We start from the raw sequence: 14,127 nt of genomic DNA, 5'->3' as shown, positions 1-14,127 counted from the left end.
CGTCAGCCTGCCGCGCGCGTGCCGGTGCGACGTGCCGGCGGGCGCGGCGCGCGGCCGTCTGGATACGCGCGCTGGCAGACGGCGATGACCGCATCGCGCAGGCGACGGTGCACGGGGTCGCCGTGCATGCGCGGATGCCACAGCGCGGACACGAGTATCTCGGGCAGGCGCACCGGGATCTCGAAGCTGCGCAGCCCGAGGGCCTCCGTGAGCCCCGGCGAGAACGCGTTGCCGAGGCTCGAGCGCGGCACGAGCGCGATCAGGTCGGTGCTGGCCGCGACCCGCATCGCATCGGGGTAGCCCGGTACGACGACGTGCACGGCGTGGCTCGGGCCGGCCTTGTCGGTCGAGTCGTCAGCCGGACCGCCGAAATCGCCCAGCTGCGACGCGATCACGTGACGGCAGGCCGCATAGCGCGCGGGCGTGATCCTGCCCGATGCGAACAGCGGGTGCCCGGCGCGCGCCACGGCGACGTGCCAGTCGTGAAACAGCATGCGGGTGTGCAACTCGGGGGCATCGTCGCCGCGTTTGCCGATTTCCAGGTCGACGGTGCCGTCGCGCAACGCTTGCGGATCGCGGTCGGGCTTCGGGACGAAGCGGATGCGCACCTGCGGCGCGATTTCGCCGAGTGCGGCGACCACCGGGCCGGACAGCATTTCCATGAACGAGGCGGCCGCGCGGAGGGTGAACGTGGATGTGTGCGTCGCCATGTCCACGTCGGCCGTCGCCGGCCGCAGCACCGCGCGTGCATCGCTGGCGATCGCATGCACGCGGTCGCGCAACGCGGCGGCGTGCGGTGTCGGCACGAGCTTGCGCCCGGCGCGCACGAGCAACGGATCGCCGGTGGACATTCGCAGCCGCGTGAGCGTGCGGCTCATCGCGGACGTGCTCAGGCCAAGCCGGCGCGCGGCGCCGGTCACGCTGCCTTCCGACAGCAGCACGTCGAGCGCGGTGACGAGATTCAGGTCGATGTCTTCCATGGCGACAGGATACGCTTCCGTGCGATTAGCCATGGCGTTTGATGCAACTATAAGTTGAATCTGGTGCGTCTGGCGCCTTTCGTGATGCGCACCTATAGTGGCTGCATGACGAAACCCGGCAAAGGCGGAAACCATGCAATCCACTGAATCGAACCGAAACGTCCCGGCGCTCCTGCTCGTCGCGGCCTCGCGCGGCCTCGGGCTCGCGATGGCGGAGGCGTTCCTGGACAAAGGCTGGCACGTAACGGGCACCGTGCGCGCAGGATCGGGACGCACGAAGCTGCACGACCTCGCCGACCGGTTCGACGGCCGGCTCGACATCGAGACGCTCGACATCTGCGAACCGGTGCAATTGGCCGCGCTGCGCGAGCGGCTGTCGGGCCGGCGCTTCGACATGCTGTTCGTGAATGCGGGCACGACGAACGAGCCCACCGAAACGATCGGCGAAGTGACGACCGACGAGTTCGTGCGCGTGATGATCACGAATGCACTGGCGCCGATGCGCGTGATCGAGACGCTGCAGGATCTCGTGACCGACGATGGCCTGATCGGTGCGATGTCGTCGGGGCAGGGCAGCGTCGCGAACAACGTCAGCGGGATGCGCGAGGTCTATCGCGGCAGCAAGGCCGCGCTGAACCAGTTCATGCGCAGCTTCGCGGTGCGCCAGGCCGATACGCGGCGTGCGATGGTGCTGATGGCGCCCGGCTGGGTCCGCACGGAACTCGGTGGGCCGGATGCGCGCCTGACGATCGAGGAAAGCGTGCCGAGTCTCGTCGACGTGCTGGTCGCAAAGCGTGGGCGCCCGGGGCTCGAGTATCTCGACTATCTGGGGCGGACGGTGCCGTGGTAGTCGGCGCGTCGCACGAGTAGAGGCCAATGGCGATCGGCCCTGTTGTTCGTGGCGCGGTGGCGTCGCTGCGAAGGCCGCGCCGATTCAATACAATGCGACGACCCGCCAGTGACACGTCGCGTTCGAATCCTTCCGGTTCGCCGCGCATTGCGTGAGTCCCTTCGTGACGGCCCCCCCTCGAACCCGGAGCGCAACATGAACGAACCTTACCTGCAGGTCATCGCGCATTTCCACGCCAAGCCCGGCAACGGCGACCGCGTGGTTGCATTGCTCGCGGAGCTCGCGCCCTTGACGCGCGCCGAGCCGAAGAATCTCGACTACGCGTATTTCCGGTCGCCGGAGGACCCCGACCACATCGTGATCCTCGAACGCTACCGCGACGCGGACGGCCTCGACGTGCATCGGGAAACGCCGCATTTCCAGCGGATCGGGTTCGGCGCGATCATACCGTTGCTCGATCGCCGCGAAGTGTCCAGCTACATGGTGCAGCCGGGCACCGGCACGGCGACGCCACCGGGAGGCGCCCGATGAACCCGTTTCAATTCCGTACCGTTCCGACGCAGGTCGTCGAATTCGGCGCCGCGCGCCGGCTCGGTGCATTGTTGCGCGAACGCTTTCCGGCGCTCGTGCGGCTATGTGTCGTCACCGACGCGTTCCTGCATCGCAGCGGCGTGCTCGCGCCCGCGCTGGAGAGCCTCGCCGCGCACGGCTGGCAGGTCACCGTGATCGACGACGTGATCGCCGATCCGCCGGAGCACGTGGTGCTGGAAGCGACCGAACGGGCCGTCGCGGCCGATGCCGAGATCGTGCTCGGCCTGGGCGGCGGATCGTCGATGGACGTTGCGAAGCTGATCGCGGTGCTCGCGCCGGGGCAGCAGGCGCTGGCCGACATGTACGGCGTCGACAAGGTCACGAGCGCGCGGCTGCCGCTCGTGCAGATGCCGACGACGTCCGGCACCGGTTCGGAAGTCACGGCCGTGTCGATCATCACGGTCGGCGAGGCGCGCAAGATGGGCGTCGTGTCGCCGCACCTGTTCGCGGACGTCGCGATCCTCGACGCCGAACTGACGCTCGGCCTGCCGCGTGCGGCCACGGCCGCGACGGGCATCGACGCGATGGTGCATGCGATCGAGGCCTACACGTCCGCGCGGCTGAAGAACCCCATATCCGACATGCTGGCCGTGCACGCGCTGACGCTGCTGTCGCGCAACCTGCTCACGGCATGCGACGACGGCCAGAACCGTCACGCGCGCGAGGCGATGCTGGTCGGCGCGATGTTCGCGGGGCAGGCGTTCGCGAATGCACCGGTCGCGGCCGTGCACGCGCTGGCCTATCCGGTCGGCGGGATCTTCCATGTGCCGCACGGGCTGTCGAATGCGCTCGTGCTGCCGCACGTGCTGCGTTTCAACGCGCCGGCCGCCGCGCCGCTGTATGCGGAACTCGCGGCGATCGTCGCGCCGTCGGCGACGGGCAGCGATGAAGCGCGCACGCACGCGCTGATCGCCGAGATCGACCGGCTGATCGTCGCGACGGGCATTCCGCGCACGCTGCGCGAGGTCGGCATCGGGGAAGGCGACCTGCCGAGGATGGCATCGGATGCGATGCTGCAGACGCGCCTGCTCGTGAACAATCCGCGCGAGGTGACGGAGGCCGACGCGCTGGAGATCTACCGGCAGGCGTGGTGAGGCGGCAGGCGGGCGCGCCGCCCGTCATGCATTCACGATGCGCTCGCGGCCTGCCGCGCGGGCCATGCCGCGATGCATGCGCATGCGAGCGCCACGGCCACGAGCCCGCATCCGGCCCACGGCGTGACGCGCAGCGCGTCGCGTTCGACGAGCACGCCGCCGAGCGCCGAGCCGAGTGCGACACCCGCATGCATGGCCGACACGTTGATGCCGACGCTCGCATCGGCCAGTGACGGCTCGGTGTGGATCAGGTAGTTCTGCACGATCGGCGAGATCGACCAGCTGATGGCGCCCCACAGCATCATCGCGGGCACGAACGCGAGCGGCGATACGCCGGCCGCCGGCAGCACGGCCATCGCGACGAGAAACATGGCCGGGCATGCCCACAGCGCGCGCGACGCGCCGAGCCGGTCCGAGAAGAGTCCGCCCAGCCATGCGCCGGTCACGCCGGCGATTCCAAACGCGACGTACAACCCTTCGAGCGCGGCCGCGCCGGGTGACAGCACGGCCTGCAGATACGGCGTGAGATACGCGAACAGCGTGAAATGTCCGCCGATCATCGCGATGGAGACGAGTTGCGCGGCCATCAGCCGCGGGCGCGCGAGCACCGCGCGATATGACGGCGTGCCTGCTGCATCCGCGGCAGCGATGACAGCGGACGGCGCCATGCGCGGCAATCGCCGGCCAAGCCAGATCGCGAGCGGCAGCGCAGGCACGGCGATCGACACGAACACCGCGCGCCAGCCGGCCCAGTCGGCGATCCGCATCCCGATCGGCACGCCGAGCACGAGCGATGCGCTGATGCCCATGAACACGATGCCGATCGCGCGGCCGCGTTGCGACGCCGGCGCGAGCTCGGCCGCGAACCGCGTCGCGACGAGGATCAGCGTCGCGCAGCTCGCGGCCATCAGCACGCGTGCGGCAAACAGGCTCGCATAGCCGGGGCTGGCCGCGGCGCACAGGTTCGCGGCCGCGAACACGCCGAGCGACGCGAGCAGTGCGGTGCGCCGCTCGATACGCGCGACGCAGGCCGCCGCGACGAGCGCGGCCAGCGCGAAGACGGCGGAGAAGATCGTGGTGAGCTGGCCGGCGGCGGCGATCGACACGTGCAGGCCGGCGGCGATGGCCGGCAGGATGCCGACGCAGATGTTTTCGGCGACGCCGGCCAGGAACACGGCGGCGGCCAGCAGATAGATGCGAACGTCCAACGGAACCCCTCCTGTACGCGCGACGCGGCAGCGCCGGGCAGGGGGCGGGCCGCATCGGAACGAATCGACGGATGGGTTTCGAGGCGAGGCTTCGGTTATCCCGGAAAGCAGGACGGTACCGCACGGTCAGGCGGTGCGCAAGTGCGGATGCTTGCGCACGCGCCGGTGCCGGTGCCGTGCTGCAGCCTGGTAGAAACGCCGAGAATGCCCGCCAGGCCGCCGTTACGCGGTAGACGCGCCGGCACCGGCCGCCACCACGTACGCCGAAGCCTGCTTCGTGCCGTCCGGCCGCGTTTGCAGATAGACGCCCTGGATTTCCGGCTCGAAACCCGGCAGCGCGTTGATCCCGGCTTCGAGCGCACGGAAGTAGTCGAGCGCCGGGCCGCCCCACCTTTCGCCGGGCACCACGCAGAAGATGCCGGGCGGATAGGGCAGCGCGCCTTCCGTCGCGATCCGGCCTTCGATGCGATCGAGCGTGACGAGCTCGACGTTGTTGCGGATCAGCTCGGCGTTCGCGGCCTGCGGCAGCATCGCCTGCTTCGGGAACTGCGCACGCCGGAACATCAGCTTCTGCAGATGCTTCATGTCGTGGCTGCGATAGAAGTCGTGCATCCGCTGGCACAGCTGCCGCAGGCGCATGTCGCCGTACAGCTCAGGATACGCTTCGCACAGCGATGGAATCGCTTCGCGCAGCGGCGTGTCCTGGTCGAGATGGCGTTCGAACTGCGCGAGATGCGCGACCAGATGCTGCAGCTTGCCGAAACTTTCGGAAGGCGTGAGCAGGAACAGGATCGTGTAAAGGTCGGCCTTCTCGGGCACGACGCCGTGCTCGCGCAGGTAGCGCGCCAGGATCGGCGCCGGCGCGCCGAACGCCGCGTATTCGTGCGTGTCGCGATCGATGCCGGGCGTCGTCAGCAGCAGCTTGCACGGGTCGACGAAATACTGGTCGTCCGCATAGCCTTCGAAGCCATGCCACGTGTCGGCCGGATGAAAGCGGAAGAAGCGCAGGTCGTCGACGATCTGTTCGGTCGGGTAGTCGGCCCACGGGCGGCCGTCGATAGTCTGGGGAACGAACGGTCGGATCTGGCGGCAGGTCTTCAGCAGCAGCTTGCGCGCATCGACGCCATGCGCGACGCAGTCGCGCCACAGGCGCTTGCCGGCCGGGCCCGCATGCATCTGCGCGTTGACGTCGAGCGCGGCGAACATCGGGTAGAACGGGCTCGTCGACGCATGGATCATGTACGCGTTGTTGAAGCGCCGGTGATCGCAGAAGCGCTTCTGGCCTTCGATGTGGCGGTCCTTCTTGTGGATCTGCGACGTCTGCGAGAAACCGGCCTGCTGCTTGTGCACCGACTGCGTGACGAAGATGCCGGGATCGTCGGGGCCGAGCGTGAGCATCAGCGGCGAGCAGTCCTGCATCATCGGGATGAACTGCTCGTAGCCGACCCACGCCGAATCGAACAGGATGTAGTCGCACAGATGCCCGATCCGGTCGACGATCTCGCGCGCGTTGTAGATCGTGCCGTCGTAGGTGCCGAGCTGGATCACCGCGAGCCGGAACGGGCGCGGCAGGCCGGCGCGCTCCGGTGCGACGTCGCGGATCGCGTCGCGAATGCGGGTTTCGTCGAGCGCCGCGCTGTCGACGCCGCCGATGAGGCCCCACGCGTTGCGCGCGGTCTCGAGGTAGACCGGCCGCGCGCCCGACAGCACGAGCGCGCCGAGGTGCACCGACTTGTGGTTGTTGCGGTCGAACAGCACGAGATCGTCGGGCGCGAGCAGCGCGCTCGTGACGACCTTGTTCGACGTCGACGTGCCGTTCAGCACGAAGTACGTCTTGTCCGCGTTGTAGATCCGCGCGGCATTGCGCTGCGCTTCCAGCGCGGGGCCTTCGTGGATCAGCAGGTCGCCGAGCCGGACATCGGCGTTGCAGAGGTCGGCGCGAAAGATCGTCTCGCCGAAGAAGTCGAAGAACATCCGGCCGAGCGGGTGGTTCGAGAAGAACTGGCCGCCCTGGTGGCCGGGGCAGTCGAATTCGACATAGCCGCGCTGCACGTATTCGCGCATCACCTTGAAGAACGGCGGCAGCAGGTTCTCGCTGTAGATGTCGGCGGCGGCGGAGATCTGCCGGCCGTAGTAGTGGCGTCCGCCGTGGCGGAGCTGGATCACGCCGCTCGCGCTCGGCAGGATCGACGGCGGTACTTCCTGGTCGGGCTCGACCGCGACGAAAAACGGAATCGCGAATCCGGTTCTTTCGACGGTTTCAAGCACCTGTTGCGCCGAATCGATTCCGACGACGATTGCCGCGATATTCGTGAAATCGGTCTGGAATACGTCGACCTGTTCGTGCGTGGTGAGGAAGGCGCCAATCAGCGCCGGCTCGACTGCGATTTTCAACAGGCTCACGCGAACTCTCCCGTAAATGTGCGGAAAACGAGAGCCGCATTCGCACGGGCGCGCAATCCGCGTCATCCGACACGCGCTGCAGCCGATTGAAACGCTCCCGCGAATGCTGAATGCCGAACGGCGCGCCGCACGAAAACACCTTGCGCGGCGCGGCGCAGCCGCCATCGGTCAACGCACGGCGCAGCCGATCGTAGCAACAAAACCCGGCGAATTCAATCGACCGGAATCGCCAATCCGATTGGTGGGCGAAACCAATCCAATAATCGGAAATCGGCGTGCTGCAATGCACATCAAAATGAACCGATTGTGAAAGGCGATTTGAAAACGTTCGACCGTTTCGCCGATTCGTCTGCTTTTCATCAAAAGGCATCTATGGCATAGTCGGCTCCGAATTGGATGGCGAATCAAACCGGATTTGCGAGCGTCTCATGCCGCCGCCCGTGGCCTGCTGTCCGCGTGCTCGTGAGACGAATTAAACCCAACGAAGCATCGGAACAACGAGGGCAAAAACATGAATACGTCCGTCGGTGGCATTCGTCGTCTCGGCCTGCGCGCGTTATTGATCGACGACGAGATCACGCAGGAAACCGCGACCGGGCGTGCGGTCCGCACGCTGAGCGCGGAGCTCGTGCAGCGCGACATCGACGTGCTCACGGCCACCTCGGCCGACGACGCGATCATGCTGATCCGTTCCGATCCGTCGATCCAGTGCGTGCTGCTCGACTGGGATCTCGGCGTGGACGGCCACGGGCCGTCCGAGGCCGTGGTCGACGCGATCCGGCATCGCAACGCCAACGTGCCGATCTTCCTGCTGGCCGACCGCAGCGTCGCGTCGTCGGTGCCGTCCAGGGTGATGGGGCAGGTCGACGATTTCGTATGGCTGCTCGAGGACACGGCCGACTTCATCGGCGGGCGCATCCACGCGGCGATCGAACGCTATCGCGCCACCGTGTTGCCGCCGATGTTCGGCGCGCTCGCGAAATTCTCGCGCGTCTATGAATACTCATGGCATACGCCCGGCCACACGGGCGGCACGGGCTTCCTCAAATCGCCGGTCGGCCGCGCGTTCTTCGAATACTTCGGCGAAGCGCTGTTCCGTTCCGACCTGTCGATCTCGGTCGGCGAACTCGGCTCGCTGCTCGACCACTCGGGCCCGATCGGCGAAAGCGAGCGCTACGCGGCCCGCGTGTTCGGCGCGCATCGTACGTATCACGTGACGAACGGCTCGTCGACGTCGAACCGCATCATCCTGATGGCGAGCGTGAGCCGCGACCAGATCGCGCTGTGCGACCGCAACTGCCACAAGTCGGCCGAGCACGCGATGACGATGTCGGGCGCGATCCCGACCTACCTCGTGCCGACGCGCAACCGCTACGGGATCATCGGGCCGATCGCGTCGGAGCGCCTCACGCAGGCGGCGATCCGCGAGGCGATCACGTCGAACCCGCTCACGGCCGGGTTGGCCGATCGCCAGCCGAAGCACGCGATCGTCACCAACTCGACGTACGACGGCCTGTGCTACAACGTCGCGCGCGTCGAGGAGCTGCTCGGCGCGAGCGTCGATCGGCTGCATTTCGATGAAGCGTGGTATGGCTACGCGCGTTTCAACCCGATCTACCGCGATCGCCATGCGATGCACGGCGACCCGCGCGACCATCGTGCGGACCGCCCCACGGTGTTCGCGACGCAGTCGACGCACAAGCTGCTGACCGCGCTGTCGCAGGCGTCGTACATCCACGTGCGCGACGGCCGCAACCCGATTCCGCATGGCCAGTTCAACGAAACATTCATGATGCACGCGTCGACGTCGCCGAACTACGCGATCATCGCGTCGAACGACGTCGCGGCCGCGATGATGGACGGCCCCGGCGGCGCGGCGCTCACGCACGAGTCGATCGAGGAGGCCGTCGCGTTCCGGCAGATGATCGCGCGGATGAACAGCGAATTCGGCGCGAAGGGCGACTGGTTCTTCGAGTGCTGGCAGCCCGACACCGTGCTCGAGACGCGCACCGGCCGCACGCTGCCGTTCCACGATGCGCCGCCCGAGCTGCTCGCGAGCGACCCGTCGTGCTGGGTGCTGCGCCCCGGCGCGCAATGGCACGGCTTCGGCAATATCGAGGACGGCTACTGCATGCTCGATCCGATCAAGGTGTCGATCGTCACGCCGGGCGTCGCGCCGGCCGGCGGGCTGATGCCGGTCGGCATTCCGGCGAGCGTCGTGACCGCGTACCTCGATGCGCGCGGGATCGTCGTCGAGAAAACCACCGACTTCACGATCCTGTTCCTGTTCTCGATCGGCATCACGAAGGGCAAGTGGGGCTCGCTTGTCAGCGCGCTGTGCGACTTCAAGCGCGACTACGACGCGAACCTGCCGCTCGACATGGCGATTCCGTCGCTCGCGAAGGCGCATGGCGCGCGCTATGCGGGCATGGGCCTGAAGGACCTGGCCGACACGATGTTCGCGGCGATGGAGCAGCTCGGCACGACGCGGCTGATGTCGGAGGCGTTCTCGATCCTGCCGAAGCCGGAGATGAGCCCGGTGCGCGCCTACGAGCATCTGGTGCAGGGCCGCGTCGAGCAGGTCACGCTCGAGGAACTGGCCGGACGCACGGTCGCCACCGGCGTCGTGCCGTATCCGCCGGGCATTCCGCTGTTGATGCCGGGCGAGAACGCGGGGCCGGCGGACGGCCCGGTGCTCGGTTACCTGAAGGCGCTCGAAGCGTACGACCGGCGCTTCCCGGGCTTCGCGCACGATACGCACGGCGTGGAGGTCGAGGACGGCACGTACCGCGTGTATTGCCTGACGGCCTGAACGCGCGACCGGCCGTGCAACGGCCTTACATCGAGGGATCGACATCATGGAAAACACAGCGCGCATGTCCGACGCGGCCGCCGCGGCCGCGCCGAAGAACCGGATGAACGTCTGGCAGCTGACCATTCTCACGGCGGTCAACATGATGGGCTCCGGCATCATCCTGCTGCCGTCGAAGCTCGCGCAGGTCGGCACGATCTCGCTGCTGTCGTGGATCGTCACGGCCGGCGGCTCGCTCGCGCTGGCCTATGCGTTCGCGCGCTGCGGGATGCTGAGCCGCAAGCCGGGCGGGATGGGCGGCTACGCGGAATACGCGTTCGGCAAGGCCGGCAACTACATGGCGAACTACACGTACGGGCTGTCGCTCGTGATCGCGAACGTCGCGATCGGCGTCACGGCGGTCGGCTACGGCACCGTGCTGTTCGACGCGACGCTGTCGCCGCTGCAGACCGGCCTGTGGACGATCTTCCTGCTCGTGCTGACGACGGTCGCGAACTTCGGCGGCTCGCGCATCACCGGCCGGATCGGCGCGGTGACGGTGTGGGGCGTGATCATTCCGGTCGTCGTCGTGTCGCTGATCGGCTGGTTCTGGTTCAGCGGCGCGACCTGGGGCGCCGCATGGAATCCTAACAACCTGCCGTTCGGCCCGGCCGTCGGCAGCTCGATCGCGGTGACGCTGTGGGCGTTCCTCGGGCTCGAATCGGCGTGCGCGAACTCGGACGCCGTCGAAAACCCGGAGCGCAACGTGCCGATCGCCGTGCTCGGTGGCACGATCGCGTCGGCGATTTTCTACATCGTGTCGACCAACGTGATCGCGGGGATCGTGCCCAACGCGCTCCTCGCGAAGTCGAATGCGCCGTTCGGCATCGCGTTCGCGACGATGTTTACGCCGACGGTCGGCACGATCGTCACCGCGCTGATGGTGATCGCGTGTATCGGCTCGCTGCTCGGCTGGCAGTTCACGGTCGCGCAGGTGTTCAAGAGCTCGGCGGACGTCGGCTACTTCCTGCCGGTGTTCGCGCGTGCGACGCGCACCGGCACGCCGATCGTCGGGATGGTGATCCTGCTGGTCGCGCAGGTCGCGCTGGCGCTGATGACGATCAGCCCGGAGCTGAGCAGCCAGTTCCAGAAGATCGTCGATCTCGCGGTCGTCACGAACCTCGTGCCGTACGTGATGTCGATGGCCGCGCTGATCACGATCCAGAAGGTCGCGAAGGTGCCGCCGGCGAAGGCGCTGCTGACCAACGTGATCGCGATGGTGGCCACCGCGTACAGCTTCTATGCGCTGTTCAGCTCGGGCGAGCAGGCGCTGATGCTCGGCGGCCTGTGCGTGTTCCTCGGCTGGACGCTGTTCGGCTTCGTCAGCGCGCGCTTCTACCAGATGGAAGTCGATGCCCACGTGAAGGAGCCGGGGAAGTCGCTGCAGGCGTGACGGGGGCGGCGCTCGCCGCCGTTATCGGGCAGGGCGGGCCAGCAGCGGCGGGAGGTCCTGCTTCAGCAGGCTGACGACGGCCCGCACGCGCGGCGGCAGCGGCCGCTGCGCATGCACGAGCACGTTGAGCGCGAAGTCGGGAATCACGTAGTGCGGCAGGAGCTCGACGAGCGTGCCGGACGCAAGCGCGTCGGCGCAGGCCGGCTGCTGGACCACGCCGATGCCGCCGCCAGCCACGATCGTGTCGAACATCGGGCGCCAGTGGCTGGTCGTCATGATCGTGCGGATGCGCGCGTAGTCGAGCGCGTTGCCGTCGCGCCGCAGCGGCAGCCGTTCGCTGGCGAAGACGCCTTTCACGCGGACGAACGGATGGTTCGCGAGATCGGCCGCCGTGTCGATCGGGCCGTGTCGCTCGAGATACGACGGCGCGGCAACGAGCCGGCGGCCGACCGCGCCGACCGGATGCGCGACGAACCCGCCGTCGCCGAGCTGGCCGACGCGGATCGAGATGTCGACGCCTTCCGTGACCGGATCGACGATGTCATCGTTCAGGACCAGGTCGATGTGCAGGTTCGGATACGCGCTGCGGACATGCATCAGCACACCCGGCAGCACGACCTCGCCGATGCACTGCGGCGCCGCGAGTCGGATCGTGCCGTCGAGTGCGTTCTCCGTCTTCGACACCGACGCGACCGCGTCGTCGGCCGCTTCGAGCAGCGCCTTGCTGCGTTCGTAGAAGATCCGGCCTTCTTCGGTGCACGTGAGGGTGCGGGCACTGCGCAACAGCAGCCGTGTGCCGAGATGCTTCTCGAGCCGCTCGATGCGCTCGCTGACGGCCGGCTGGCCCATGTCCAGATCGCGCGCCGCGCCGGACATCGTGCCGCGCTCGACGACCCTCACGTAGATGCGCATCGTCGCCAGCAAATCCATGAAGTCGCGCCCCTTGTCCGGTTCCGGTTGATGCCGATCGACGGATGTTACCAAAGCGAGAACGCCCGAAGGTACGCGACGAACCGATACTGACCATCGGTCGGCGAAGCCGCGTGTGTTCGCCGGTGCGATGGGGGACAATCGGCATCCGTGCGATCGACGGGAGACGACGACATGACGCAACAGGATGACGCGGTGCGCACGCGCTGCGTCGCATGGCAGATCGTGCAGACGTGGCAGGCAGCCGAATGGTGCCGGCTCGTCGAATCGCGAACGGGAATCGATCTGTCGGGATCGGTGTCGGGTGCGATCGACGGCTCGCCGTTTCGCATCGACTACGCGATCGCATGCGACGCCGACTGGCTCACGCGCTCGGCACGCATCACGCAGTGGGACGGCACGCAGCCGCCGCGGCAGTGGGATATCCGATGTGACGCAGGGCGATGGACGATCGACGGCGTCGACGTCCCGGCCCTCGTGGGCGCGACCGATCTCGATCTCGGCTTCAGCCCGTCGACGAATACGCTGCCGATCCGCCGGCTCGGGCTGGCCGTCGGCGACGCGGCGGTGATCCACACCGCGTGGCTGCGTTTTCCGGATGTCGCGTTCGTGCGCGGCGAGCAACGCTATACGCGTACGGCGGAGCGCGTGTACCGCTACGAAAGCGGCACGTATGCGGCCGATATCGCGGTCGACGAAGCGGGCCTCGTCACCGACTACGACGAATGGCGGCGCATCGGCGCGGCCGCCGCACGTTGATTCGTGCGTACCGCCGCGCCGCGCGTCGGCGGCAGCGGCACCGGCGCGTCAGCGTGCGCTCGCGACCGACAGCTTGCCCGGAATCAGCTTCAGCGCGCTGAATGCGTCCGCGATGTTCTGCTGATACGCGAGCGTCGCGTCGCTGATCGGCTGCACGCCGTAGCCGGCGCGCTTGAGCGCGACTTCGAGCGTCGGCGCATCGAGGCCGACGAGCGGCGACAGTTGCGTCGCGACTTCGGGCACGTGGTCGCGCGCCCAGCGGTCGACCGCGTCGACTTCGTCGAGCAGCGCGCGTATGACCTGCGGGTGAGCCGCCGCGTATTTGCGCGCGGCGAGGTAGTACTGCGTATTGCGCACGAGCCCTTCGCCGTTCGCGATCACGCGCGCGCCGATCTGCCGCTCGGCGGCGGCCAGGTACGGATCCCAGATCACCCATGCATCGACGTTGCGCTGCACGAACGCGGCGCGTGCGTCGGCGGGCGTCAGGTAGATCGGCTGGATGTCGGCATACGTCAGCCCCGCATGTTCGAGCGCCTTCACGAGCAGGTAATGGACGTTCGAACCCTTGTTGAACGCGACCTTCTTGCCGCGCAGCTGCGCGACGTTGCGGATCGGCGAATCGGGCAGTACGACGATCGCCTCGCCCTGCGGCGCGGGCGGCTCGTTGCCGATGTAGACGAAATCGACGCCGCCCGCCTGGGCGAAGATCGGCGGCGTTTCGCCGACCGTGCCGACGTCGATCGCGCCGGCGTTCAGGCCCTCGAGCAATTGCGGGCCGGCCGGAAATTCGAGCCACTGCACGGTGACGCCCTGGCTCGCGAGCCGTTTCTCCAGCGTGCCGCGCGCCTTGAGCACGACGAAGTTGCCGTATTTCTGGAAACCGACGCGCAGCCGCGTGCCGCTGTCTTGCGCATGAGCCGGCAGGCCCGCGAGCGGGCCGAGCGCGAGCCCGGCCAGCCCGGCGGCCGCGCCTTGCAGCCACTGGCGGCGATGCGGGTTCGCCGGTGTCGGTTCAACGTCTGCGTGCGGTGTGTCGTTCATCGAGGCGTCCTGCGTGCGGGTTCACGG

Annotated in this window: 12 protein-coding genes; 7 read left to right on the top strand and 5 right to left on the bottom strand. The window is 67.8% G+C overall.

Going from position 1 to position 14,127, the window contains the following annotated elements; genetic code table 11:
• Positions 1-2 precede the first annotated feature (2 nt).
• On the bottom strand, positions 3-980 hold the full coding sequence (locus G3N98_RS03180; protein WP_206147243.1) for a LysR family transcriptional regulator: 978 nt from the start codon (positions 978-980) through the stop codon (positions 3-5).
• Between the two features lie 133 nt (positions 981-1,113).
• Here G3N98_RS03180 and G3N98_RS03175 point away from each other — a divergent pair, with 133 nt between their 5' ends.
• The 3 genes from G3N98_RS03175 (at position 1,114) to G3N98_RS03165 (ending at position 3,515) form a co-directional block, all read left to right on the top strand.
• Positions 1,114-1,830, top strand: a complete 717-nt coding sequence (locus G3N98_RS03175) for an SDR family oxidoreductase (RefSeq protein ID WP_206147205.1) — start codon at positions 1,114-1,116, stop codon at positions 1,828-1,830.
• 195 nt (positions 1,831-2,025) lie between these two features.
• Entirely contained in the window at positions 2,026-2,361 is a 336-nt protein-coding gene (locus tag G3N98_RS03170; protein WP_089427904.1) for a putative quinol monooxygenase, read from the top strand.
• Positions 2,358-3,515, top strand: a complete 1,158-nt coding sequence (locus G3N98_RS03165; RefSeq protein WP_206147204.1) for an iron-containing alcohol dehydrogenase — start codon at positions 2,358-2,360, stop codon at positions 3,513-3,515. Before G3N98_RS03170 ends, G3N98_RS03165 begins: the two co-directional genes overlap by 4 nt.
• Before the next feature lie 32 nt (positions 3,516-3,547).
• On the opposite strand, the gene G3N98_RS03160 is transcribed toward G3N98_RS03165, so the two are convergent.
• Both G3N98_RS03160 and G3N98_RS03155 read right to left on the bottom strand, forming a co-directional pair.
• Positions 3,548-4,723 carry an MFS transporter gene (locus tag G3N98_RS03160; protein ID WP_206147203.1) on the bottom strand — a complete coding sequence of 392 codons (1,176 nt, stop codon included), beginning with the start codon at positions 4,721-4,723 and terminating at the stop codon, positions 3,548-3,550.
• Positions 4,724-4,945: 222 nt separating this feature from the next.
• A complete protein-coding gene (locus G3N98_RS03155) occupies positions 4,946-7,126 on the bottom strand; it encodes an ornithine decarboxylase (RefSeq protein WP_206147202.1) in 2,181 nt (726 codons plus the stop codon).
• 103 nt (positions 7,127-7,229) lie between these two features.
• Here G3N98_RS03155 and G3N98_RS03150 point away from each other — a divergent pair, with 103 nt between their 5' ends.
• The 3 genes from G3N98_RS03150 to potE all read left to right on the top strand — a co-directional run bounded on the left by G3N98_RS03150 (position 7,230) and on the right by potE (position 11,370).
• On the top strand, positions 7,230-7,436 hold the full coding sequence (locus G3N98_RS03150) for a hypothetical protein (RefSeq protein ID WP_241025721.1): 207 nt from the start codon (positions 7,230-7,232) through the stop codon (positions 7,434-7,436).
• Between the two features lie 201 nt (positions 7,437-7,637).
• The gene (locus G3N98_RS03145; protein ID WP_206147201.1) at positions 7,638-9,938 is read left to right on the top strand and encodes an Orn/Lys/Arg decarboxylase N-terminal domain-containing protein; all 2,301 of its coding nucleotides are present in this window, start codon (positions 7,638-7,640) and stop codon (positions 9,936-9,938) included.
• A gap of 46 nt (positions 9,939-9,984) precedes the next feature.
• On the top strand, positions 9,985-11,370 hold the full coding sequence (gene potE, locus G3N98_RS03140) for a putrescine-ornithine antiporter (protein WP_089427898.1): 1,386 nt from the start codon (positions 9,985-9,987) through the stop codon (positions 11,368-11,370).
• A 21-nt stretch (positions 11,371-11,391) separates the two neighbouring features.
• Here the strand turns inward: potE and G3N98_RS03135 are convergent, their stop codons facing one another.
• Positions 11,392-12,300, bottom strand: a complete 909-nt coding sequence (locus G3N98_RS03135; RefSeq protein ID WP_206147200.1) for a LysR family transcriptional regulator — start codon at positions 12,298-12,300, stop codon at positions 11,392-11,394.
• A gap of 174 nt (positions 12,301-12,474) precedes the next feature.
• Between G3N98_RS03135 and G3N98_RS03130 the strand changes: the two genes are divergently transcribed.
• Positions 12,475-13,059, top strand: coding sequence for a putative glycolipid-binding domain-containing protein (locus G3N98_RS03130; RefSeq protein WP_206147199.1), 585 nt, complete (start codon positions 12,475-12,477; stop codon positions 13,057-13,059).
• A 48-nt stretch (positions 13,060-13,107) separates the two neighbouring features.
• Here the strand turns inward: G3N98_RS03130 and G3N98_RS03125 are convergent, their stop codons facing one another.
• The gene (locus tag G3N98_RS03125) at positions 13,108-14,100 is read right to left on the bottom strand and encodes a sulfonate ABC transporter substrate-binding protein (RefSeq protein WP_206147198.1); all 993 of its coding nucleotides are present in this window, start codon (positions 14,098-14,100) and stop codon (positions 13,108-13,110) included.
• Positions 14,101-14,127: the final 27 nt, after the last annotated feature.

The organism is Burkholderia sp. Tr-20390 (genome assembly GCF_017104595.1).
In the GTDB taxonomy this organism is placed as follows: domain Bacteria; phylum Pseudomonadota; class Gammaproteobacteria; order Burkholderiales; family Burkholderiaceae; genus Burkholderia.
The sequence above is the reverse complement of the archived record's forward strand: the minus strand, read 5'-3'. Positions and strand labels throughout refer to the sequence as shown.